Consider the following 23,583-nt stretch of genomic DNA (forward strand, 5'->3'; position numbering starts at 1 on the left):
TGGGGATCGACTTAGCGGGAGCTCAGGCTCGAGTTCTAACGGAAATGACACATATGTTTTTGGGAAGGGTTACGGACAAGATACGGTCTATGACTGGGATAGTAAAGCAGGCAATATGGACACCATTCAAATGCTCGTTGGTCCAGAGGAAGTGGATGTGATGCAAGACAACATGGATCTGATGATTCGCATCAAAGAGACGGGAGAAAAGATCCGGGTAAACGCCTACTTTCGAGATCCATACTCCAAAGTAGAACAGGTGAAGTTTGCAGACGGGACGATATGGACTCAAAGCCAACTGGAATCGAAAGTAATCACGGAAGTTACAGTAAAGAACAGAGCCCTTTTGAAAAGTGATTCACTTAATGACGGAAAAAAAGTACCTGATCTAGCGGCAGTTTCGACTCAGACAGAACAACTCATCCAAGCGATGTCAACGTTCTCAGCTACTTCGGATATGGAGTTGTCGCAATCTGAAAGTGGAAAAAGATATGCTGAGCTTCCAATGTTGGCTCAATCTTGGACAAAAATCTAAACCATCTCTTGTCAGAATCCATATAACAGACAACCTCAATGATCGGGAAACGAAGAAAATATTTTGACGATGAGCCAGGTAAATATGTAGCGAAAGAGATAAAAGGCAGTCCAAGTGGGCTGCTTTTTATGTTTAGGTACAATTAGATTGAAAAAATAAAATCAAAAAAAGGACGATGAATGAAGGAATGCTCCTCAAGGTCGTCCTGCAGATTGAACATATAAGTTTGTAGAAGTGTTCTTGTTCTTAGTATTCCACGACCATGGCAACATTTTGCCACCCAGCCCCAACGGTCCAGAACAACACTTTGTCACCGCGCTGTAACTTCCCGGAGCTAATGGCTCGATGCATGGCTATAAAGGGGCTGCTAGTTGAGGTGTAACCAAATTCGTCGCCAATGTATACAGCAATGTTATCAGCAATACCGATGTTTTCGGATACGGCTCGGATGTTGGCAATCGACAGCTGAGAGAAACAGGCGACTTTGATCTCATCCGGTGTAATTTCATTCCGCGTCAACAAGGTTCGAATAGATTCTGAAGCAGCATCGACACAGATTGAATCGTCAAACGGTGTGAACTTCACATGAAAAGCTCCTGCATCAACACCGGTACTTCCAAGTTTTGCGAGTCCTTCGGCTGGAAAGAGTGAATTTTGATATACACAGGTATCCGTCTGATAGATCGAATCGATAAATCCAACGGCATGTTCATCCCGTTCTACAATTACGGCTGCAGCCGCATCCCCGAAATTTGCAAAATAAACCGGATCATCTGGACTGGCATGAGGAGTGACATAGTCTGAACCGATAATCAGCGCACGCTTGATCCTTGGATTACCAAGCATCTGCCGACTGACCTGTTCAAAAGCTGCGGTCATGCCTGCACAGTTGGCATTGCTATCAATACAGATGGTGTGGGCTGCTCCGCTGATCAGATGATGAATCATTAAGGAATTCGTAGGGAAAATATATTCCGGTGTTTGGCTTGCATATGCAATCAAGTCGATATCTTGTCCGGTTAATCCGGTTTTAGCGAGTAGCTTTCGGGTTGCCTCGTACGCCATGGTCAGTGAATTTTCGTCATCCCGATCAATTTTGTAACGTGACTCACGCCCGAGTGCTTTTAACAAACCACGAATATCGACCCCTCTGGCATCAAAATGCTCAATATAAAAATCGTTGTGCACCTTGGTTTCAGGGTGATACATATCGATATCTACAATACGAATTCCAGCCATCGTAATCCTCCTCTTAAGTGGAAAGGCAGAGCTGTCATTAAAGCATCATACAATCAGGGAGTTACGCCGAAATAATTTCGAGATTGTCCAGCCCTACCGTCCGACCAAGTCTGGCAAGCTGCATTTTCAAAATGGCATTGTTCTCCAAGGTTAACACCACTTTTTTGTATTCGTCCTTTTTGAACATGGCCAGGCATCCCTCCAGGAGAGGTACAATCTCAGGGGCAGTAACGTTCAGTTTTTTGCAGTCAATATCCAGGTTAAACTCCTTGGTGTTGATGGTAGAAATCGTATCCTGATAAGCCGAAATTGAACGAAGACCATCCTCTTGAGAAAAAGAACCTTCCAATTCAATGTGCAACACCTTGTTTGAAGCATCCGTTTTTAGATTAAACTTTCCCATTACGCGTTCTCTCTCCTTTGTAAACATGAGTGAAAGCTATCCTCTATGGAATGAATGGAGCAGTCCATAAGCCCCTAAATTGAGCGTTACCAAGTTGTAAGGCTGGAAGGATAATTTACCCATATTATAAAGGTAATAATGTAAAAAGATCAATAAAAAAGTCGAATGATGTATAAAAATGTAGAACGTTGAATTACTGGATTTCCTCAAGCGCGGCCAGCAATACATTAAATGCACTGATAATACGTGGAGCGCCCACACAGGGTGCCAGATGAAGAAGTACTCCCTTAAGCTCATCCACAGTAATACCCACACTTAAGGCCATAGCATAATGCACACCAAGCTGTTCGAATTGTCCCTGTGTAATTAATGACGAAATAATGGCGACTTCTTTCCACTGTTCTGTGATGGTTGTCCGCTGAAAAATATCACCATATGCTGTTCCCATAATAAATTCGGCTAGTTCGGGAAAATGCTCCTTAATTGGGGCAAGTGCCTTCGCACCATACTCCCCGGAAAGTTTGGCAAAACGATCTAACCCTTGTGTCACTTGTTCACTCATGACTCGTGCCTCCTAATCCAAATTGACAACCCGATGAGCGGTTGGCGGGATCTCGTCCCGATCAGTCAACAGCTCAATGACAGCGACTTGATTTAATTCCAAAGCTGCCTCCAGTGCGGCAGAGAACTGTGGTAACGTTTCTGCACGGAAAGCCGCAGCCCCCAATGATTCGGCAAATTTGACTGCATTCATGGGAACCTCAAAGAGTGTGCCATCGATGCGTCCCGTCGTTTTTTCCATACCTTTCAGAGCCATATCCAGTTGTTTGTTGTTGACAACGATAAAAATGACAGGAAGATCCTTGCATACAGCTGTATTGATTTCTGTGCCCAGCATCATAAAACATCCGTCTCCTGTGATGCACACAACCGTCTCATCGGGTGAAGCGGCTTTGGCGCCAATAGCCATGCCAATGGCATTCCCCATGCAGGCAAAGTAGGCATCGAATATGAAACTGCCGGGTTTCCTCACTTTGTAACGCTGAACAGCATGAAATCCGTGGCTTCCATCATCAACAAATAGTTTGTGGTCATAGGGAAGCAGTTCGCTCATCTGATCGAGCACGGAAGCAAGTGACAGATGCGGCAGATCCGGTAATGGGGATTGATATTCAAAGGACTCGAAGGCACCTTTAGAAGCGGATGTAAGAGAAGATGGCAAGGTGCTGAGCAGGTATTGCAGATTGTCTTTGACATCGCCTGTTATATGTAAGGTCTGAGATTGAAGAATTTTGCCTACGAAAGTGGGATCGGTATCGATTTGAATCAGCTGTGCCGGATGATTATGCGGCTTGAGATTACAGAGCGTCATATCGCTCAGTCTGGAGCCGAGAACAATATATAAATCACTTTGATTCAACATCTCGTCGCCGTGTGGGAATCCGCCAACACCACAGGGGCCATGATATAAGGGGTGATCCCAAGTGATGGCTCCTTTACCGCCGGGAGTTGTCACGACTGGAATATTAAACGTTTCGGCCAGTTGCCTTAATTCCTCATGCGCCCCGGAACGAGTTACACCTTTACCTGCAATGATTAGCGGACGCTCGGCTTGATGGATTAAAGGCTGCATTCGATTCAAACTAGAGATGCTGAGCAATGGCTCAGGTTCAGGAATAACGATGCGACACGCTGGAAGTTGCTCTGTTTGTACGTCAAAAGGAAGGCAGAGATGGACAGGACCTTTGTTTGGGCCGAGTGCAATAGAAAGGGCATGATTTAAAATGGTCCCGAAGTGATCTCCACGTTCGACCAGTTTGCTGAACAGTGTTGCAGGTTTGAACATTTCGGCCAGATCGGCCAAATAAGAAGAGGAGTCCTGACACTGGGGGATGCCCAGTTCCTGAATGGATTGATGACCGGTAAGGAATAAAACGGGAAGATTGTTCGCTTTGGCATGGGCCGCTGCGGTGAGCATATTGGTTCCTCCAGGACCAGAGGTGGCAAAAGCGACACCCAAGCGGCCTGTCTGTAATGCGTAACCTGATGCGGCAAAGCCTGAACTGGCTTCGTGACGACCAGGGATAAACTCTAAACCGTAATCTACCATTTTGAGAAGAGCGGGACAGATGGATTTTCCGATAATACCAAATACATGAGTGACACCCAGATTGCGCAACGTTTCTGCTAAATAGTCCGCAACAGTTCTCACGCGTGGACACCTCGTTTCAAGTAGTAGGTTTTTAGAACTAGGCTGCTTATCCGATTGTACATGTTGGTATTTGTCTAAGGTTGTAAGAGGAAGAATTGCTTGGTATTAGAAATGGTATCTTTTTTTGTGGTTTTTTGTCAATCCTTTTCCTGATTCCAATGACCCGAGGCTATTTACCTATGCGTATTGGCGTGATGAAGCAGTGATAGGTTAACGCGATGCATGGTCAACGGTCTTCATGCACGATTTCTGCTATACTGAAAATGAATTGGAGGGAATGTAATGACATCATTGAAAATGGCTGTAATCGGCCTGGGTAAGATGGGTTTACATATGATTCATCAAGTGGAGAATACGCAAATGGATATTCCCGTGGAGATTACTGCGGTGTGTGATGCGAACGAACAAGGCTTGCAGGCCTTTGCAGCAACCCATTCAACAGTGAAAACATATCGTGATTACAAGCAACTGCTGGATGAGCGGCAGATTGATCTCGTGTACATTGCTGTACCGCCAAAATATCATTATTCGGTGGTTATGGAAGCGCTGGAACGCCGAATTCATGTGTTCTGTGAGAAGCCGCTCGCCAACAGTTTAGAAGAGGCACGCAAAATGGTCGAAGCTGCAGAGCAAGCTGGTGTGGTTCACGCCGTTCATTTTTCGATGCCGCATGAGTCAGCAGTGTTGAAGCTGCAAGAGATGGTTAAACAACAGGCAGTGGGTGACATTCGCAAGATCGACTTGATCCTGCAGTTCCCGCAGTGGCCACGATCATGGCAGCAAAATGAATGGATCACAGGCAGGGATCAGGGAGGATTCATTCTCGAAGTTGGCATTCACTGGATTCATATGATCCAGAATGTATTCGGGCGGCTACGCGTACTGAGTGCTCAAGTGACTTATCCGGCCGATCAACCGAATGCTTGTGAGCAGGAAGTGCAGGCTGTGCTTGAAATACAGGACGGAACTCGTGTTCATCTGCAAGGAATTTCTCATTTTGCTGGCGAGGAGCGTGTGTCCATGGTTGTATATGGCACTGAAGGCACCATTGCACTGGAAAATTGGGAGGAACTTATGACCGGGAAGATCGGGCAACCGTTGTCCCCTGTGGAAGTGCTGGAATCATCCAGCGAACTGCCTGTGTTGAAACATGTTATTGCCCGTATTCAGGACAAACCTGGCAGGATTTATTCGTTTCACGATGGGTACGAGGCACAACAAGTGCTTGAAGCGCTTCGGAACAGTATTTCATCTACAATTTGACCGATTTCACTCCGAAAGGAATTTTGCATATGACTAATAAAGCGGGTTTACGTAAACCGGAAGCGATGATTTTTGATATGGATGGCACGTTGTTTCAGACAGAGACCTTGCTTTTGCCTGCGTATCATCAGTTATTTGATACGTTGCGTGCAGAGGGGCACTTTGAAGGAGATACTCCGCCAGAAGAGCGGATGCTTGGAAGTCTGGGCATGTTGCTTGAAGATATCTGGAAAGTCGTTATGCCTGAAGCATCGGAAGCGGCTCATCGTCGTGCAGATGAATTATTGCTGCAGCTTGAGATCGAAGGACTCGATGGAGGCGACTCCAAACTGTATCCCGGTGTGAAAGAAACATTGACAGCACTAAAAGCCCAAGGCATTCGTCTGTTTGTTGCCAGCAATGGGCTTGAGGATTATGTCAAGGGGGTTGCGTTCGCACACGAAATCATGCCGCTATTTGAAGGGGTATATAGTGCGGGTCAGTACAAGACACCTTCCAAAATTAATTTGGTACAGATTCTGCTGCAGAAACACCGGATTCAGGACGCATGGATGGTAGGCGATCGTTCTTCGGACGTCGAAGCGGGCAAAATGAACAACCAGGCCGTCATTGGCTGTGCTTATGCCGGATTTGGCAGGGATGAAGAACTTGCCGGATCAGATGCACTGATCTCGGATTTCACGGATTTGCTCCGTCTATATGAAGAAGCAGAATAAGTGTTTTAACGCTGCATGATCATGGCAACACCCGCTGACAAACACAAAACTGTCTGACCTGCGCAGGGTATGTCTGATTGTCAGTAAAACAGTGCATAAACAACAGCTAAATCAAAGATTTTCAGCTCTTTTCCACGTACCTGTATGGGCGTTTTTTGCGCCTATGCAGGTTTTTTTGCTTTTAGCACGCAGTCACATTCTCCCCTGCAGAAAGTTGATTTCCCTATCCCGCATATGATGTAAATCCCTCTATACTTTCATTCAAAAGCTATAGGGGGTCTGATTCTGATGAAACCATCCAAACTGAACGCCTACATCTTCATCATCCCAAGTCTCTTTCTCACACTGGTATTCGGAATCTATCCGTTGTTATGGGCTCTGCGTTACATGTTTTATGATTATCAGGGAATCGGCAAGCCGATCTTCATTGGACTTGATAACTTTGCACGGATTATGCGTGATGGACAGTTCTGGGATTCGGTCAAAAATACGGGGATATACGCACTCGGTAAACTCGTCATTACGATTCCGCTGTCCCTGATTCTGGCGATTATCCTGAATCGAAAGTGGCGTGGACGCTCCTTGTTTAGGGCGGTCTTTTATCTTCCAACGATTTTTAGTGCATCTGTTATGGCGATTGTTTTCTTCATCATTTTCAATTCATATAACGGCATTCTGAATCAACTGCTGCTCAAGTATCACATCATATCCTCGCCAATTGGTTGGCTGGATGCGAATCATGCCATGCTGACAACGATCATTATCGCCATCTGGGGTGCTGTCGGAAACTACATGTTGTTGTTCATTGCAGGTCTGCAAAGCATTCCGGAGGAGCTGTATGAGGCAGCATCACTGGATGGAGCGAGCGAGTTCCAAAAATTGCGCAATGTAACGATTCCGCTACTCGGACCTGTGATGCAGATGATTATTATGCTCGCCATCACCACAGCACTTAAAGGGTACGAGAGCATTATGGTATTAACCGAGGGTGGGCCTTATGGCAAAACAGAGGTCATGTATCTGTACCTGTTCAAACTGTTGTTCCCTGTTTCGGCGGACACACAATCCTTGCAACAGCTCGGTTACGGAAGTGCAGTCGGATTCACAACAGCTCTCATTGTAGGGGTAGTGACGCTCATTTATTTCCAGATTTCCAAAAAGCTAAATGATGTTTACTAATGATGGACAGGAGGAAACGATGATGACTCAAACCGTACTTACACCTGCATCTTCGAACTCAAGTTCATTCCGCTGGACTCGGTGGACGAAGCGAACCATCCTCTTTATATTTCTGCTGATCATTGCGATCTTGTCCCTGTTTCCGATCATCCTCGTGTTATTAGGATCGTTCAAAACGAACCAGGAACTTACCGGAGGAGCAACGATCTGGCCTAAGATATGGCAATTCACGAACTACAGCCAAGCTTGGAAGACGGCGAATTTTTCCGGATTTACGCTGAACAGCATCTTTGTAAGTATTGCCACAACAGTAGGAACACTGCTCGTATCGTCCATGGCAGCTTATGCGGTGGATCGGGTGAATTTTAAAGGCAAAAAAGCGTATACCCTGCTCATGGCATCCACATTGTTTATTTCGATTGGTGCCGTAGTACTTAGACCACAATTTGATCTCATGGTCAAGCTGGGTCTGAACAATTCGCTGTGGGGTGTCATCATCATATTAATCAGTGCCCATGCGGCCACCTATTTTATTCTCGTAGGGTTCTTTAAGAGTATCCCCCGTGAATTGGATGAGGCTGCGATGATTGATGGCTGTAACTTCTTTACAACCTATTGGCGGATTATCCTGCCACTGCTGCGTCCAGGTCTGGCTGTTGCGGGATTGGGTGTTTTCCAGAACTCATGGAATGAATATATTCTTCCGTTCGTATTTACGATGAGCAATCCCAAGTTGCAAACCTTGCCGGTTGGTCTGGCGAACCTTCGTTACGGGATCGGGGCTGCAGCTGAGGTTCAATTAATGATGGCCGGAGCTTGTCTGTCCATTTTGCCACTGCTCGTTGTATACATTTTTGCGAATAAATCATTCATGCAAGTTACGCTTGGTGCTGTCAAAGGTTAGGACGGTAAAGCTGAGGAAGAGATTTCGGGGAACGGTATTCCGGGCAGATTCCGCTGTGCTATACTCTTTTTAATTACAGCGGACAGGGCCAGCCCTTGTTCAAGGAGCGACCGCCTATGATGTCATATTTCTACAAAATGTCTCTGAAAAAACGGATACAGCTCATCTACATTTTTCTCGTTGTTTTGTGTATCAGTGTGACGGGCATATGCTCTTATCTCTTCGCTGCCAAAAGCATAGAGCGGAACGCTCTTGAATTAAAGAAGAGCATTCTGAACAAGTCCGTACAGGTGATGGACGAGCATCTGCGTCATATCGTCGTTTCATCCTACTCGTTCATGCTGGGTGACACATTCACACAGGTGATGCAGGATGTGCGTAATCACAATGATGGTCGTTATTATCAGAATCTCTCTCTGCTCCAGACAACTTTTGCGCAGTTGAAGCTGGTAGAACCGCTGATTGATACCGCATATTTGAAGACACCGATCGGCAATTTTTTCTCGACGAAGGATTTTCCTAATCAGAGTGCGGCGTTTGATAACGAATATGGAGAGGTTGTCAAAAAGCCAGGCTGGAATACGATGTGGTTCGGTTCACACGCCAGTGCCTTATTCCAATCCCGGGGTAATGTGTTGTCACTGCTGCTCAAACCGATTGTGATCGACAACCACACCTTCTCGGAGGTATACATGGTCGTTAACATGAGGGAAGCCGCGATGCGAGATATATTAAATCAGGATCTGATGAACAGTCAGGTGCAATTGTTTTTGCTTCATAAAAACGGTAGTGAGGTCATCCGTCCAGGTTCGGGGACATTTAATCTGGTGACAGAACCCGGATTTGCACAGCGATTAAATCGTGGAGTGGGTGACTTCACCTATACGAACGGACAGGGGCAGGATATGCTGGTGAATTACTCGGCTCTATCGATGAACGAGGACTGGGTTATGGTCAGTGTTCAGTCCAAGGCAGATTTGTTATCCCCGCTGAAGAAAATTCGCTGGCTGGTCATTCTGATTATGCTGTTCTGTATCTTGCTTGCGCTTGCGTTGTCCGACCTGTTATCCTCTGCTCTCCTGAAACCGCTGAACAAACTGCGGCGGCTCATGGTTGAGGTGGAGTACAATGACCTGGACGTCCGGTTTCGCAGCAAATATGACGATGAGGTCAGTGCCGTAGGACATCGTTTTAACCGGATGTTGGAGCAGATTCAGATTTTGTTTGAAGAGGTGCGAGCCACGGAACAGGACAAGCGGCGGCTGGAAGTGAAGGCGCTTCAAGCCCAGGTTGATCCTCATTTTCTGTACAACACGTTAAATACGATGTTCTGGAAAAGCGAAAGCGGGGAGAAGAAGGATGTCAGCGCCATGATTGTCTCTCTTTCTCTGCTGTTCAGACTCGGGTTGAATGATGGAAAAGACATAACCACCGTAGAGCAAGAGATCAAACACGTCGAGCAGTATATGCAGTTACAGCAGCAATGTTACGAAGACTTGTTTGAATACCGGATTGAGGCACAGGAGTCCTGCAAGGGAATTGAAATTTTGAAAATTTTGCTCCAGCCTCTGGTGGAAAATTCGATCCTCCATGGATTTAATGATAAGGAAGATCTGGGAGACATTCTCATCCGCATTGACCTGCATGAAGATACACTCCGACTTGCGGTCACGGACAACGGATGTGGTATGGATGTAGCGAAAATGAATGCGGAAGAAGCAACAGAGGGCAATCGGAAAGGATATGCTATATCCAATCTGGTTGACCGATTAAATCTGCAGTATGGTGAGCAAGCTTCGCTTGTATTCCATAGTGAAATAAACGTGGGGACTACCGTGGTCATCACCATTCCGATTCGCTAGGAGGGAGCGTACGTATGGAGCAACTGACGATGTGTGTTATGGATGATATTCAGGCTGTGGTCAAGGGCATCACTTCCACTATTCCGTGGGAGGAACACGAGGTTCGGATTGTGGGCACAGCGAACAATGGAGAGCAAGGCTGGTCGCTTCTGGCCGAACAGCAGCCAGACATTGTCATTACGGATATCAAAATGCCCCGGCTCAGCGGACTCGAACTCATGAAGCGGGCAATGGATGCTGGACTGCGATCCAAGTTTATTTTTATTAGTGGATACTCCGATTTTCAATATGCTCAGGAAGCAATCAAGCTCGGAGCCTTCGATTATCTGCTCAAACCGTTTACGCCTGAGGAGATTTTGGGTGCGGTGCTAAAAGTAAGACAGGTTATTGAGAGCGAACAGGCGAAGTCGCAGCAACTTCAAAAGCTGAAACAGAAAGCGGTTAGCAGCAGTGAGTACGAACGTCACAGTTATCTTCTGGGTCTGCTTCGTCATGAGATTGGTGGGTATTTGAATGAAAGCCGGTGGGATGAGCTTGACATTGAGCTGGATTCCTCCAACCTTAATGTCTTGGTCATTGAGGTTGATGGCTATACACGCTACGGGTCGACAATGCACCTAGATGCAGAGATCGTTCCGTTTGCAGTTCAGAATATCGTCAGCGAAACGTTGAATCGGTATACAAGAAGCGTTGTACTGCGTGAAAATCGTTACCGGCTGGCCGCTATATTTAATACATCCGACCAGATTGATGTATCCGATCTCATGGAGCAATGCCGCCACAATGTGGAGCAATATAGCAAAAAGACTATTTCCATTGGAGTCGGAACGATCGCCCGCAGACCGCAGGAAATCTGGATATCTTATGCCAATGCGGACAAGGCGATATCCTATCGTTTTTACAGTGAAGGAAACTGCATTTTCCAGTATGCAGAACTGGAGAATCAGGATGCTGTGGCTCCCGTCTATCCTTTGGAAAAGGAAAAGGAGCTATTTTACGCATTGAAATGCGGCAATGAAAGTTCTTGTCACCGAATTATCGATGATATTTTGGAAGTCTGGCAGAACGCCAAAGGTTTTCCCGAGCCACTGACGATGATCCGTCTGTTGTCAGGACTCGCATTTGCGATTTACCGGGCGTTCTGTGACGAGATCACAGAAGAAGAACGCCTTCGTCTGGAAGCAGACCTGACCGTGCTCGAAGCGATGCGTTCGTTGACGTTTGACGGCTGGGGAGCTTACATCAAGCATTTCAGCAGTATGGGCTGCGAGATCATGGATAAGAAAAGGCTGACGGATGTCAAACAGGCCATCAGCAAATCCCAAGAGTTTATCAGCATGAATCTGTCCGAAAATCTCACATTGCAAACTTGTGCCCAGTCGGTTCACTTAAGTCCAAGTTATTTTGCGAATGCGTTCAAGAAGGAAACGGGTATGACCCTTATTCAGTATATTACGAAGTTAAGAATGGAAAAGGCGAAGGAACTGCTGGTTGCGGGTGTGCAGGTACAGGAAATATGTCAGATGCTGGGGTATGAGGACAGACCATATTTCAGCGGCCTCTTCAAGAAGTATTGTGGTATGACCCCTACACATTTTCGGCAGATGTATGAAAACGGATAAGACAGAGATCGTCATTTTTCCCACCTTGCATAGTCAGAATGTCCCTCACTTCGATAGAAGTGGAACGTATATCATTACGTTAACGGGGAACCAAACAGGTTGTCCAGACAAGCATAAGGGGGCATTTCAATGGTTAAGAAATGGATGGTGACTACACTAAGTGCTGTGCTTGCATTAACGGTAGCTGGTTGTTCGACAGACAATGGAACGACAACAGGCAGCGGGGCTGCAGCTGGCGGCGGAGAACAGAGCAGTGGCAAAACGAAAGTGGTCTATTGGACCCCGGATCGACACGATGCTGATTTTATGAAATCCAAGATTGATCATTTCAACCAGACCAACAAAGATAACATTGAAGTGGAAATGACCGTCATGGGTGATAATTATCCGCAGGCCGTTGATATCGCTTTTGCGAGTAAACAAGCTCCTGATGTGTTTCAAATCGACGATTTCCAAACGTATTATCAAAAGGGGTACCTTGCACCAATCGACGGATATATGAGTGATGCCATGAAGGCAACGTTCAAGGACAGCCTGATCGAAAATAAAAATACGATTGATGGAAAAGTTTATACCCTTCCGAATACAGGCCAGATCTGGAGACTGGTATACAATAAAGATATTTTCAAAAAAGCAGGTATTGCTTCTCCGCCTAAAACGATTGCTGAGATGGTAGCAGATGCTAAGAAAATTACCGAAGCAGGTAAAAGTGAGGGCATCTATGGCTTCGCCAGCCCATTCAAAAGCAGCAGCGGTTTCTGGAGAGCGGCGAACACGATTGCCGGTGCAAGCACGAACGAAGGTATCGATGGCTTTAACTACAAGACAGGTCAGTTTGACTTCAACATGTACAAGTCGATTGCCGAAGCACTTCGTCAGATGAACCAAGATGGCAGCATGCTTCCGGGTGTAGAAAGCTTGGATATTGACCCACTGAGAGCACAATTTGCACAAGGGAAAATCGGGATGTACATCAATCACTCTGGTGAGCCGGGCGTTTACAAAGATCAGTTCCCAACGAAAGTAAATTGGGGTGCTGCTCCTGTGCCAACAGATGACGGTACAATTAAAGGGGCTTCACAAGTCATTGGTGGTTCCTACATCGGCATCAATGCTGACTCGAAGAACAAAGAAGCAGCATGGAAGTTCATGGAGTATGTCTACAGTACGGACCTGCAAAGTGAGTATTATGAAAAAGGGTATGGTATTTCCTTAATCCCTGCCGTACTCAGCTCGGATAAAAAACCTAGCATTCCAGGCATCGAGGGTTTCTTACCTAAGAAGTACGACGCGATCTTCCCTGCCAATCCAAGTGTGATTACAGAGAGTTCGCTGGAAGGCATGAAATGGGCTGAAGCGTTCTCCGCTTATGTATTCACTGGTGGTGATCTAGATGGCGTAATCAAGGATCTGAACACGCGGTATAATGCAGCACTTGAGAAAAGCAAAGCGGCTGGCTTAACTAAAATTGAAGCTGATCCATCGTTTGATTCATCCAAGCTTCAAGGTAAACTATCCAAAGAAGAGTAAAATCTAAACATGGCGGCCGTCGTATTCGTACTTCGGTCGCTTCACTTTACTAGGGCGTGTCTTAAAACTCGCTGAAGTGCATCTTTTACCGCCTTTTCGCCCCCTGCTACGTCACTTTCCCTTGACGTGCCCCGGCACGCCTGCGGAAAACTTCCTTGCTTGGAACGAAAATTCGTCAAAATCTGCGTCCTTCGGACTTTTCAGACCCGCCCTGAGATTTTTAAAATTATCTTGCCTGGGAGAGGGGAATATCCAATGATTATTGACCAGAATTCCGTAAAACCACATATCATTAACGAAACAAGTTCACGAAAAATTTTGGGGATGGGTGGAACACTCATGATGGTCGAAGTTACCTTTGCCAAAGGTGGGATCGGTGAAGTTCACTCCCATGATGCGCACGAGCAAGTCAGTTATATTGTAAAGGGGAGCTTTGAGGTTCAGGTAGGCGAGGAGACGAAGGTTCTCAAAGCGGGAGACAGCTTCTATGCAGGTTTGAATGTGCCACACGGGGTAAAGGCGCTGGAAGATGCGATTATACTGGATGTGTTTACGCCGTTCCGTCAGGATTTTCTTGAGGCAGACCAATGAGTGATTTTTACCTTTCAGCAGACGAACTGCAGCAGGCAGCCTTATACTATCAAGAGCATTTTCCAGAGGAAGCCCGAAATTCAGTGACGATTGCCAACCGTGCTATTCTGAATGAATTTATTGTGCCATATACGAATGATCTAACCAACTGGATTCCGCTTGGTACGCCGGTGGACTGGCTTCACAACCCGACCAATGATCTGGAGTTCACGTGGGGGATTAACAGGCACTGGCATATGCTTGATTTAGGTAAAGCTTATCTGATGAAAGGCAACCCGTTATATGTGACTACCTTTATTGATCACTATCGTACATGGAGAGATCAGAATCCGGTGCCTGTTCATCTGGCATATGATGAGGCTGTTTTTTTTCAGAAACCAGGTCCCTGGCGTTTGCTTGAAACAGGTCTGCGTGTGCAATCCTGGATTGCCGCGTACAAATATATGGAAACCAGCCCGCAGTTGGACGATACATTTCGGGCTGAATTTCTGCAAGGGCTGGAGGAGCATGCGGAATTCCTGACGCATTATCTCGGCAGTACGGAGATCAATCACGCCATAATGCATATGCAGGGTTTGTTTATGATTGCGGCTTTCTACAAGGAGCATCCGCGCAGTCCATTCTGGCGTCAAGTGGCCACTGAACGGCTGGAGCTGTGCTTGCTTCATCAGTTGAATGAAGAGGGCATCCAGGTCGAATTGAATACTCACTACCATAACGCAAGTATTGAGATGTTTGGTACACCGTATCTGCTGGCCGGTATTTCGGGACATCCGTTCTCAGCGTGGTATGGAGAATGTTTACGAAATATGGCCGCATTCACCGAAGCTATGATCAGACCTGATCATCAATCGACAGGCATTGGAGATTCGGACTGGCTTAGTGACGGAAGGCAGCGGTTGACGCTGTTAGGTGCGATTCTGGGAGACGAGGATCTCATGGCTCGCGGGACTGACAGTTCAGAATGCCTCTGGTTGGTGGGCGCTGCAAAATATGAGCAGTGCGTCAGGCTGCAGGCTGGTGCATCCCGTTCATTGACAAGTCGTATTTTTCCACAGACCGGATACTATGTGATGAGGGATGAGCAGCAATATCTGTTCTTTGATGCAGCTTCTATGGGTGGTGCTCACGGTCATGCGGATGCTTTGAACATCGAATGGATGTGGAATAACCGACTGTTCTTTACGGATACCGGACGTTATACGTACGAAGAAGGGCAGTGGCGTCATTATTTCAAAAGCACGCGGGCACACAATACGATTACCATAGACGGGACGGATCAGACACCTTATGTATCCACTCAGCAATGGGGTGAGCCTGAGGCAGAAGCGACGACACACCGCTATGAGAGTCACGCTAACTATCACTTTATGGATGCTTCACAAGATGGATATACACATTTACCCGATCCAGTTAGCCATCGCCGATGGGTGCTTGCAGGCAAAAGTGTGCCACTACTGCTGGTGGTGGACTGGCTGGATGCTGAGAAGACACACACGTTGGAGCAACGGTTCCATCTGCATCCAGACGCAAGGCTGGTATTGCGCAAGGAAGATTGTGCGAAACAGCGAGCAGGCATTCGATTTGACGATTCCTCCACTAAGCTGTGCATTAAATTTTTGATGGCGGGGGAGGGCAGTGAAACGTTTGAGTTGACAGAACAGGTGGGCTGGGTATCTGAAATCTACGGCTCGAAATCGGAAACGTCTGTTGTTCAAGGCAAAGCTGAATTTTCTGGCAAAGTGGGCGTTGTGGCCATTGGCCTACCGGCTGACGAGACAGAAGAAGCTGTGAAAGTTACAGGCTGTGCACTGGAGCCGGAACAAATGAAGTTCACGCTGGATTACGAGTACCGCGGTCAAGAAGGCCGGATTGTGATCGACGAGCATCAGGTGGACTGGAAGTAGTGAGAACCCAACTGCATATGCTGAATTTTATAAAATGATAAGCTCCATGTTTGCAGCTAGATAGGATGGAGAAGAACTGAAAAGGATTGAAGGCTCAATGTACTACTGAACCTTCAATCCTTTTTACTCTGCCAGCCTAGAGGCTGCGCTGTAGGATCATTGATCTGGTTTATTTCACTCTCCGGCCCCGTTTCAGCCTCGTTGCTTTAGAAGTAGCGGTTCTGGGTGAAGGGGGTTTTCTGACCGTTTGAGCAGGACGGTTGCGGTACACCCACAAGGCATATTCCAGCGGCTGTGTGATCGCTTTATAATAGATGTTTCGTTCACCAATTCGGGCAAAAACTTCACGGGCAGGTTTGGGGTTGACCTCAAGCAGGTAGATCTGCCCACTTTTGTCTATTGCCAAATCCAGTGCAAGCTCGCATAGATCCCCATACGTATCCTCCAGGAACGAAGCTACATCAATGCCAAATTTTGCTGCCGTTGCTGTCACTTCTTCTCGCAGTTCTTCTTCGGGAATCCATTGCTTCATCAATCGCTGCATGGCTATGGCCTGCCCGCCTCCATGAAGGTTCGAGGTTACACTTTTCTCGGCGCCCATTCGTCCTGCACATCCTGTGAGTTCCCATTCACCTTCTCCGTTTTTCTGAACCAGCATACGGTAGTCATGTACCCTGCCGTTAGGAAGCTGGAGCTGAATCCCCTTCTGCACCAGATATTTATCTTTCATGTTCCAGTGCTGAAGCAAGGGGCCGAGCCTAGATAGATGAACCTTGCGCGGTGTAATAATGCGGCGTTTCTGATCGCGGCCTTGAACGAGTACTGTACTGGGTTCCTTGCTGCTGCGTTCTACGCGCAGAATGCCGCGTCCGCCCGTGCCGTTGATTGGTTTCAGATAGATCAACGGGGAAGCCTTGAGCATTCGGTTCACATCGGACATGTCCTGAAATAAAATCGTTTCCGGCAAATGTTGCCGGAAGGCGGATTGCTCGGAAAGGGTTTGATGAATGGTCCATTTATTGCGTAAAGGCCGGTTCAGAAAGAGCAGGTGTCCGTATTTTTCACGAAAGGCAAGGAGCTGCTGGAAACGGTGGTTTCGCTGAATGCGACACCGGTCAAAAATCAGATCCGGGAATGCGCGCCATTCCCTGGACCAGCCATTCTTTTCGTCATACACCATCGCTTCGATCTGCCTGCCGCCGGAATGGACATCAGCAGGCGTAAATACATAAATATCAAGTCCCCGTTTGCGCCCTTCCAGAATCATTCGGCGGTAGATGCTTCGTTCTTCCAGAGCGCGGTGTTCATTCAGATACAATGTCATAATGCCCAGAACAGGTGAGGACACAAACAATCACCTTCTTTGTATGCAGTATTCCTGCCCTTCATCGTACAGACTGACGGGCAAGATAGGCGCTGTACTGGAAAATGCGTTCCAGTGAACGCCGCCTGATCTGTGGTTCATCAAATTTCATCGGTTTCGCATTGGCTTCAAAAAACCAGATCTCACCCAGATCATCCACGCCAAGATCCATCGACATTTCACCAAGTGTATGTCCCGAACCGCGCTCAACCTGTCTGGCAATCATTAAAGAGGTAGACTTCACCCGTTTCATTAGAGTTGTAGTCATTTCTTCCCCAAATAGCTCGGTGAGCAGCTTCTCCGGGTCTTCTACACTACCGCCGCGAGGCACGTGAGTTGTAATACTGCGTGAACCTGCCAGCCGTGCACCGATGCCAGTCACACTCCATTGTCCCTTGCCGTTTTTCTGCACAAGCACACGAAGGTCGAAAGGGCGTTTATGAGAAGAAGCGAGCTCGATGCCTTGTTGCATGATATAGGGCGTGCGTCCGGTTTCTTTTCGAATTCGGGCCCATAACTTGGATAACGTGGCTGCCTTGTACGTCATACTTTTCCGAGTATTCTGTATTTTAAGTCGGTAAGGCAACTTTTCTTTTTCTTGAAATTTGAGCATCATGATGCCTTTGCCAGCTTTGCCGCTCTCCGGTTTCAGGTACAAATAAGGATAGGTTCGAAGCACCGTACCCAGTGAAGATGCGCTGCGCATCCGCCGGGTATGAGGAATCAGTTGCTGCGTGGACTTGGATTTTTTGAGCCATTCGAATAGATTCCATTTGTTGAAAAAAAACGGGTTATACAGTTCAATACCGGACTGCAGACATTCTTCAATTTTACGTTGAACCGAAGGCTTGCGTTCATCTTCCCGGTTAGGAATACGGTTATACAACACATGAGGGAGGGGGAACGGCTTTGAAATCCATTTGCCGCTCCCTTTGTTGTACGTATATCCATTAACGGTAGGTCCAGTCATATTAAGATCGCGAATTGTCACGATATAAACGACATATCCCATGCTTTCACCTGTTTGCAAAATATCCTGAAAATTTTGATGATTCCCTCTGAACATACGCTGTTGATCATGCATGGTGAGTACGGCGATCACAGGTTTGAAATCATCATGAAGGCTCATCAAATGCTGTCCTTCTTCCGGAATTTGCTCAAATACAGGCAATGCTCCAAAATGTGTTCCACCGACGATTTGCCCTCCACCCGGAGTGAAGGGTGACGGAAGATGGAGCGCCCGGGTTTGGCGTTCGCTTCGAACATCCATACATGTTCCTCCTGATCAATGCCCAGATCAAAGCCAATCTCACCAATCAGATGCTGGTGCTGGGATTCAATCGCCTGGGCCAGTGTAATAGCGACGGATTTCGCCTGCTGCAGAACCTCGCCCGCACGTTCCCCGAAATTGCGGCTGAGCGCCTGTTCAGGGGTCATTAGAGAGCCGCCATTTTTGATGTGAGTTGTGACACTTCCGCGTCCGGCTTTTTTGGCACCAATGCCAACAACAACCCACTGGTTGTTCCCGTTCTTATGCATGTGGAAACGGAAATCAATAGGGCATTCGTCGATCTCAATCAGCCGTATTCCCTGTTGAACGACATAGCCGCGTAACTGCTTGCCATGTCGGCCTTGAAGCATGCGCATCAGGCTATTAAATGAACCAAAGCGCAGCAGGGCGTTACCCCCTTTTTTGCGATAACGTGCAAAATATCCACGTTTAGGTGAGTAGGTTAAGCGGTAGATCCCGTTTCCAAGGCTGCCAGCGGTGGGTTTATAATAAACGAACTGATGCCGCTCAAGCATTTCCCTCATCTGGTCAATTGTAGGGTTGGTGATGGATTCCGGGATATAACGTCCTGCGGTGGGTTCGTTCTCCAGCAATTTGTAAATATCCGATTTATTGAAGAAGCTCCAGTTGAAAAAAGGAATTTTGCGGCGGATAAATCGTTCCCGAAGCTGATTGATCGCTGGTGAGAAGTCGGAGCGGCGGCTCGGCAAACGATTGTAAACAACATCGGGCAGTGGCACCGTCCTGCGGAAGAAGCTTCCGCTCTCATTGAGGAAGTACCCGGAAACGGTCTCGTTCTGCCAGTTGATATCTCGCGGAGTGAAGGCATAGATATACGATTTACGGCTTCCTTCACGAAGCAATTGCTTGATGAAACCAGTTCGAGAACCAAACGGATTCGAGCTTGAAGAAGAACCGTCGGACAGCACCCCGATGAGCGGTCCCAGTTGCACTTCATCATTCTGGAGGTTGCGAAGATAAATGCTGCCACGTTTGGGAACGTTCATTAAGTTGCGGATGCCTGATGCCAGATACAGATGTTTCCCCGCTTTGCGAATCGGTTTGATGGTGGCTGGCACGCGATCACGTCCGAAACGCAGATGTATCGTTTTTTTGCCGGATAGATTAAGGCTTTTCATTAAAGCATTAGATACATACACCACTTTTTCGGGTTTTTGGGTGAAATGCAGATTACAAAAGGTCAAACTCATGATTTATCCTCCTATCCTGAAAAAGATCCTTGTGCTCCATGGCATGCAGGCATTACAGGCCCCTTGCTGCCTGGAATCGGGATGCGTTTCAGGCCAGCTTTGCTGGATGAATTCGGCATTTTCATTGGACGTGAGACGTCCGTGAGAACATGTTGTTGCAGCAGATAACGGGCGTAAGCAAGCGGTTGTGTGTACGTCAGGGCATGCATGCGTTTATCATCTGATTCCGCAAATGAGGTGCGGCCTGGTTTTGAATTCACTTCAATCAACCACAGCTTGCCGTCCACATCGGCTCCAAAGTCAAGACCTAGTTCCGCAAGTCGGCCGAAACGGCTCTCCAGCGTCTGAGGAATGAGAGCGGCGGCATGTTTGATCTGTTGCAGCAGCGATGCAGCTTTGTCTTTGCCGTATCGTTCGGTAAGGTATGCATCAGCAGGATAAGCGTTACCCCCGCCGTGAAGATTGGAGGTCAGAGAGCCTTCTGCTCCTTCCCGAATCATACATCCCGTCAGCATCCAGCGCCCTTGCCCGTTTTTTTGTACCAGTGCCCTTATATCAAATGCTCTTCCATGATGGCTAAGCTCCAGATAAGGCTGCACAATCATGTTTTGTACAGCCTGATGTGATTCCAGCCAGGAAGATACATCCGTTGCTTGATGAAATGACTTAACATAGTGTTCGTTGCCTCTATTACGACCCTCCACAATCCAGAGAAATGGCAGTTTTCCTTTGGATAAGCGGAAGGTGCCTTTGCCATGAGTTCCTGAAGCGGGTTTGAAAAATAAACCTTTGGGCCAGCGTGCAAGCCATATTTCCCAGGGAATAGTTGCCCTTACCCTGGTGGTTGGAACAAGGAGTCCCCGAAGCGTGTTTGACTTGGATAGAGCACGATGAACTTCCCATTTGCCAGGAAGTGCAGTTGACCAAGAGCGCTGGCGAAGACTGGAGGTATAAGGTAAATATTGTTCCAACTGCTGTCTGGTATTTCTGGAAAGTGGGTTCAGGCAGCGGTTCATTACCAGATCGATCATAGGCATACGAATAGCTTTCCATCCCTTTTGATGATAAGTGTATGCTCTATGGAGAATGCCTTTGGTATATTGGGCCGGAATCGGAATGACGATAATGCGTAACCCATACCTGGAGCTTCCCACACACAGTCTGCGGCAGAAGCGTTCATCTGCAAAAGGAGGTGAGCCTTCAGCTTCACGGACGAGTATAGCCATGGTGTTGTTTTGCGACGATATAAGCATGTTGCTGCACCTCTTTCACGAGACTAAACTTCAGAATCCGGCCAGATATGTGGAGTATTCAAGCATGGCTTTGACCGAAGGGCGAATTTTGCTCTCGCTCAGCGGTGTATTATCGTTTTTAGATGGTTTTGAATTCACCTCAAGCAACCATACGCGTCCACTTGTGTCTAGCGCGAGGTCGATACCGAGCTCACCAAAATGGGCAGGGATCGCACTCTCAATTCCTTTGGCGATGTCGAGTGCTGCTGTATGCAGCCCTGCATAGGCCGAAGCTTTGGCAGAACTGGACAACTGCGTTTTGGCTACGGCTTCTTTGACGGTGCTGAGGCTTCCACCTCTCGCCAGATTGGAGACGTAATGACTGCCTCCTGCAATACGGGCCACGATGGAGGTTACGCTCCATTTTCCCTTCTTGTTTTTTTGCACGAGCGCGCGGAAGTCAACGGGCCTGCCGCTGTTGTCAATCAGGGTCAGCCCTTGCTGAATCTGATAACGCGTTGTTTTCATTTTTCCGGACATACTGGCATAGAGTTTATCCAGAGAAGCATAAGATTGTTTGCGGGTACCTCCGACACTTGTCGCCAGAGTTAGATATCCTCCTTCTGGCTGACGCGAAACCCGGATAATGCCTTTGCCCAGTGAACCACGAACCGGCTTGAGAAAAATGACCGGATAACATTGGCACATCGCCTTGAGAGTCGCTGATGTTTTGAGTAAATGGGACTCGGGCAGCACCCGTTTGAGTGTCGGAATCGACTTAAGTGCATCAAACACCTCGTTTTTGTCCAGAAACTTTTCGTTAAAAGTGTGTGTACCGTATAGCGATTTTACTTCTTTCATAAAATGCTGTACGCTAGGTTTGTTCTCGAGTTTGCGGGACGTCAGCCGGTTATTGACCACATCTGCCACGGGCAGAATGGTCTTTTTCCAGCCGTCATCATATACCCAGCCTTTCATGTAGCCAGTTACTTCCCCGATGTCCTCCGGTGTGAAAAAGGATACATAGGCGCCCTGCTTTCGGCAGGCATGCACTAATTCCTGGCAGAACATCGTAATCGAGCCAAAGGGCCGATCGGGTTGATCGGGGTAATCCTGGCTGACCATAACGCTGATGTAGGGTCCCAGGCGAAGCGTATGGCTGGCAGCGCGGTATGATACCCTCAGGACTGACCGGGGCACAAGGCCGGTTTTGCTGGCTACCGTCTGATTGAGTCTTAATCCGTCATACCGTGGAACCGGAATAACTGTAACTTCACGGCGGTACGAACCGAATTGAAGTTGAAGAGGTCTTCCCGAAGGAATCTTGAGTGCTTTGAGAACCCCTTCGCCCAGCATGATGACGTCGTCCTGCAGGATGCCCGAGCCGGTAACCTGTATCGTTACTTTTTTAGTGGACATCACGGATCTCCTTCCGGGCGGCAGCTTGATGTCTGATCTTGAAGTTGAACGGCATCTGAACATGGCATGTGCTTCATCATATGAGGACATATACCCCTTGGTGATTGACCCAGCCGGAATTAAATGTGTTTGATTTAGGGCGTTTTTGGGCGGCTTGATCCAGAACCTTGATTTGAGAGCATAGAATGCGTGTTCTTACACGGATGAACAACCAATTTAGAGGAGGAATTATAATGAATATTTATGACAAAGCCAATGATCTGGCAAAAGCACTAAGAGAGAGTAACGAAGTAGAGGAGATCACCTCTGCGATGAAATTGATTGAAGCTGATCCAGAAGCCAAAGCGATGCTGGACAACTTCCGTAACCAACAGATGGAATTGCAACAACGCATGATGAGTGGGGATATGCCAGCGCCAGACGAGATGGAAAAGATGGAGAAGCTCTTTGAAGTATTGAGTCTGAACCTGAACATCCGTCGCCTGTTTGATGCAGAACGTCGCCTTAGTGTAATTATCGAGGATGTAAACAAAATTATTGCAGACAGCCTGGCTCATCTGTATGGCGGAGCAGAAGCTTAAGCTATAAGTTCAAAAAGCATGCACTTGTCTGTTTTTTTCTCTGATCCTCTCATATTCCCTCTGAACCGTTCATAGACTAGCTATATATGGAACGAAGGAGCTGTGAATAGTGAAGAGGTTGAAAAAAACAAAACATGTCATCTATCTGCTGATTGCATTGTCGATGCTGGTTATCGCGCTTCCGCGCATTTCCTTTGCTGGCGGAATGGACTGGGTTAATATTTTCGGTATCGTGTGGGTGCTGTTCTCCCTGTTAATTGTAGGCGCACACCTGCATTTCATTCTAGGCGTAGATGAGGAAAAGAAACGTGGGCTGGAGGCGATCCGCCGGGCGAAGTTACGGCAGTGGGAAATGAAACTGCTGGACAAGCAAGAGCGTAGCGAATCCGTATAAATAAGTTTTAGGTAGACCGGAATCCTGAAGTGAATGGGGTTTCGGTCTTATTTGTGCATTCAAGCAAAGCACTTAGGAGCAGATCATGCAGGATAAAAGTGAGAAGTTTTTTTAGAGATCAGGACTCCA

Annotated in this window: 21 protein-coding genes; 12 read left to right on the forward strand and 9 right to left on the reverse strand. The window is 47.3% G+C overall.

All coding sequences use genetic code 11. The features are described 5' to 3' along the window. A partial coding sequence (locus EC604_RS28625; RefSeq protein ID WP_192895175.1) for a calcium-binding protein occupies positions 1 to 535 on the forward strand: 535 nt, incomplete at its 5' end. A 246-nt stretch (positions 536 to 781) separates the two neighbouring features. Here EC604_RS28625 and EC604_RS28630 read toward each other — a convergent pair. From EC604_RS28630 to EC604_RS28645, 4 genes are all read right to left on the reverse strand, one after another. Further along, positions 782 to 1,774 (reverse strand): 3-oxoacyl-[acyl-carrier-protein] synthase III C-terminal domain-containing protein, encoded by a 993-nt coding sequence (locus EC604_RS28630; RefSeq protein ID WP_123067360.1) that lies wholly within the window; start codon positions 1,772 to 1,774, stop codon positions 782 to 784. A gap of 61 nt (positions 1,775 to 1,835) precedes the next feature. After that, positions 1,836 to 2,177 (reverse strand): hypothetical protein, encoded by a 342-nt coding sequence (locus EC604_RS28635; protein ID WP_123067361.1) that lies wholly within the window; start codon positions 2,175 to 2,177, stop codon positions 1,836 to 1,838. Positions 2,178 to 2,370: 193 nt separating this feature from the next. Continuing rightward, positions 2,371 to 2,739, reverse strand: a complete 369-nt coding sequence (locus tag EC604_RS28640) for a carboxymuconolactone decarboxylase family protein (protein ID WP_123067362.1) — start codon at positions 2,737 to 2,739, stop codon at positions 2,371 to 2,373. Between the two features lie 12 nt (positions 2,740 to 2,751). Further along, positions 2,752 to 4,389, reverse strand: a complete 1,638-nt coding sequence (locus EC604_RS28645) for a thiamine pyrophosphate-binding protein (RefSeq protein ID WP_123067363.1) — start codon at positions 4,387 to 4,389, stop codon at positions 2,752 to 2,754. A 282-nt stretch (positions 4,390 to 4,671) separates the two neighbouring features. Here EC604_RS28645 and EC604_RS28650 point away from each other — a divergent pair, with 282 nt between their 5' ends. The 9 genes from EC604_RS28650 to EC604_RS28690 all read left to right on the forward strand — a co-directional run bounded on the left by EC604_RS28650 (position 4,672) and on the right by EC604_RS28690 (position 15,963). Next, positions 4,672 to 5,652 carry a Gfo/Idh/MocA family protein gene (locus tag EC604_RS28650; RefSeq protein ID WP_123067364.1) on the forward strand — a complete coding sequence of 327 codons (981 nt, stop codon included), beginning with the start codon at positions 4,672 to 4,674 and terminating at the stop codon, positions 5,650 to 5,652. Between the two features lie 29 nt (positions 5,653 to 5,681). Further along, positions 5,682 to 6,368, forward strand: a complete 687-nt coding sequence (locus EC604_RS28655) for an HAD family hydrolase (RefSeq protein ID WP_123067365.1) — start codon at positions 5,682 to 5,684, stop codon at positions 6,366 to 6,368. A 288-nt stretch (positions 6,369 to 6,656) separates the two neighbouring features. Further along, positions 6,657 to 7,547 (forward strand): carbohydrate ABC transporter permease, encoded by an 891-nt coding sequence (locus tag EC604_RS28660; RefSeq protein ID WP_123067366.1) that lies wholly within the window; start codon positions 6,657 to 6,659, stop codon positions 7,545 to 7,547. Positions 7,548 to 7,569: 22 nt separating this feature from the next. Further along, positions 7,570 to 8,451 carry a carbohydrate ABC transporter permease gene (locus EC604_RS28665; protein WP_123067367.1) on the forward strand — a complete coding sequence of 294 codons (882 nt, stop codon included), beginning with the start codon at positions 7,570 to 7,572 and terminating at the stop codon, positions 8,449 to 8,451. A gap of 116 nt (positions 8,452 to 8,567) precedes the next feature. Further along, positions 8,568 to 10,313, forward strand: coding sequence for a sensor histidine kinase (locus tag EC604_RS28670; protein ID WP_123067368.1), 1,746 nt, complete (start codon positions 8,568 to 8,570; stop codon positions 10,311 to 10,313). A 14-nt stretch (positions 10,314 to 10,327) separates the two neighbouring features. Further along, the gene (locus tag EC604_RS28675) at positions 10,328 to 11,935 is read left to right on the forward strand and encodes a response regulator (protein ID WP_123067369.1); all 1,608 of its coding nucleotides are present in this window, start codon (positions 10,328 to 10,330) and stop codon (positions 11,933 to 11,935) included. 129 nt (positions 11,936 to 12,064) lie between these two features. After that, positions 12,065 to 13,465 (forward strand): ABC transporter substrate-binding protein, encoded by a 1,401-nt coding sequence (locus EC604_RS28680; protein WP_123067370.1) that lies wholly within the window; start codon positions 12,065 to 12,067, stop codon positions 13,463 to 13,465. A 255-nt stretch (positions 13,466 to 13,720) separates the two neighbouring features. Continuing rightward, positions 13,721 to 14,056, forward strand: a complete 336-nt coding sequence (locus EC604_RS28685; RefSeq protein ID WP_123067371.1) for a cupin domain-containing protein — start codon at positions 13,721 to 13,723, stop codon at positions 14,054 to 14,056. After that, positions 14,053 to 15,963 (forward strand): alginate lyase family protein, encoded by a 1,911-nt coding sequence (locus EC604_RS28690; RefSeq protein WP_123067372.1) that lies wholly within the window; start codon positions 14,053 to 14,055, stop codon positions 15,961 to 15,963. Before EC604_RS28685 ends, EC604_RS28690 begins: the two co-directional genes overlap by 4 nt. A 169-nt stretch (positions 15,964 to 16,132) precedes the next feature. Here EC604_RS28690 and EC604_RS28695 read toward each other — a convergent pair whose 3' ends face one another. The 5 genes from EC604_RS28695 to EC604_RS28715 are packed head-to-tail and all read right to left on the reverse strand — an operon-like array spanning position 16,133 to position 22,479. After that, entirely contained in the window at positions 16,133 to 17,311 is a 1,179-nt protein-coding gene (locus EC604_RS28695) for a YheC/YheD family protein (RefSeq protein WP_123067373.1), read from the reverse strand. 37 nt (positions 17,312 to 17,348) lie between these two features. Next, complete coding sequence (locus tag EC604_RS28700; RefSeq protein WP_123067380.1) at positions 17,349 to 18,455, reverse strand: YheC/YheD family protein; 1,107 nt, start codon at positions 18,453 to 18,455, stop codon at positions 17,349 to 17,351. Next, on the reverse strand, positions 18,455 to 19,828 hold the full coding sequence (locus EC604_RS28705) for a YheC/YheD family protein (RefSeq protein WP_090920191.1): 1,374 nt from the start codon (positions 19,826 to 19,828) through the stop codon (positions 18,455 to 18,457). Before EC604_RS28705 ends, EC604_RS28700 begins: the two co-directional genes overlap by 1 nt. A gap of 11 nt (positions 19,829 to 19,839) precedes the next feature. Beyond that, complete coding sequence (locus EC604_RS28710) at positions 19,840 to 21,081, reverse strand: YheC/YheD family protein (protein ID WP_123067374.1); 1,242 nt, start codon at positions 21,079 to 21,081, stop codon at positions 19,840 to 19,842. A gap of 30 nt (positions 21,082 to 21,111) precedes the next feature. Beyond that, complete coding sequence (locus EC604_RS28715) at positions 21,112 to 22,479, reverse strand: YheC/YheD family protein (RefSeq protein ID WP_123067375.1); 1,368 nt, start codon at positions 22,477 to 22,479, stop codon at positions 21,112 to 21,114. A gap of 233 nt (positions 22,480 to 22,712) precedes the next feature. Between EC604_RS28715 and EC604_RS28720 the strand changes: the two genes are divergently transcribed. After that, the gene (locus tag EC604_RS28720) at positions 22,713 to 23,060 is read left to right on the forward strand and encodes a YlbF family regulator (RefSeq protein ID WP_123067376.1); all 348 of its coding nucleotides are present in this window, start codon (positions 22,713 to 22,715) and stop codon (positions 23,058 to 23,060) included. 109 nt (positions 23,061 to 23,169) lie between these two features. Next, positions 23,170 to 23,454, forward strand: a complete 285-nt coding sequence (locus tag EC604_RS28725) for a hypothetical protein (RefSeq protein ID WP_123067377.1) — start codon at positions 23,170 to 23,172, stop codon at positions 23,452 to 23,454. Positions 23,455 to 23,583 lie beyond the last annotated feature (129 nt).

Origin of the sequence: Paenibacillus amylolyticus, assembly GCF_003719335.1 — a bacterium.
GTDB lineage: Bacteria > Bacillota > Bacilli > Paenibacillales > Paenibacillaceae > Paenibacillus > Paenibacillus amylolyticus_D.

Coding starts and splice junctions, on each gene's coding strand:
- EC604_RS28720 (WP_123067376.1), top strand. CDS start 22,713: ATGAATATTTATGACAAAGCCAATGATCTGGCAAAAGCACTAAGAGAG.
- EC604_RS28685 (WP_123067371.1), top strand. CDS start 13,721: ATGATTATTGACCAGAATTCCGTAAAACCACATATCATTAACGAAACA.
- EC604_RS28665 (WP_123067367.1), top strand. CDS start 7,570: ATGACTCAAACCGTACTTACACCTGCATCTTCGAACTCAAGTTCATTC.
- EC604_RS28640 (WP_123067362.1), bottom strand. CDS start 2,739: ATGAGTGAACAAGTGACACAAGGGTTAGATCGTTTTGCCAAACTTTCC.
- EC604_RS28675 (WP_123067369.1), top strand. CDS start 10,328: ATGGAGCAACTGACGATGTGTGTTATGGATGATATTCAGGCTGTGGTC.
- EC604_RS28630 (WP_123067360.1), bottom strand. CDS start 1,774: ATGGCTGGAATTCGTATTGTAGATATCGATATGTATCACCCTGAAACC.
- EC604_RS28710 (WP_123067374.1), bottom strand. CDS start 21,081: ATGCTTATATCGTCGCAAAACAACACCATGGCTATACTCGTCCGTGAA.
- EC604_RS28660 (WP_123067366.1), top strand. CDS start 6,657: ATGAAACCATCCAAACTGAACGCCTACATCTTCATCATCCCAAGTCTC.
- EC604_RS28705 (WP_090920191.1), bottom strand. CDS start 19,828: ATGAGTTTGACCTTTTGTAATCTGCATTTCACCCAAAAACCCGAAAAA.
- EC604_RS28715 (WP_123067375.1), bottom strand. CDS start 22,479: ATGTCCACTAAAAAAGTAACGATACAGGTTACCGGCTCGGGCATCCTG.
- EC604_RS28670 (WP_123067368.1), top strand. CDS start 8,568: ATGATGTCATATTTCTACAAAATGTCTCTGAAAAAACGGATACAGCTC.
- EC604_RS28690 (WP_123067372.1), top strand. CDS start 14,053: ATGAGTGATTTTTACCTTTCAGCAGACGAACTGCAGCAGGCAGCCTTA.
- EC604_RS28635 (WP_123067361.1), bottom strand. CDS start 2,177: ATGGGAAAGTTTAATCTAAAAACGGATGCTTCAAACAAGGTGTTGCAC.
- EC604_RS28650 (WP_123067364.1), top strand. CDS start 4,672: ATGACATCATTGAAAATGGCTGTAATCGGCCTGGGTAAGATGGGTTTA.
- EC604_RS28655 (WP_123067365.1), top strand. CDS start 5,682: ATGACTAATAAAGCGGGTTTACGTAAACCGGAAGCGATGATTTTTGAT.
- EC604_RS28680 (WP_123067370.1), top strand. CDS start 12,065: ATGGTTAAGAAATGGATGGTGACTACACTAAGTGCTGTGCTTGCATTA.
- EC604_RS28700 (WP_123067380.1), bottom strand. CDS start 18,455: ATGAGCCTTCATGATGATTTCAAACCTGTGATCGCCGTACTCACCATG.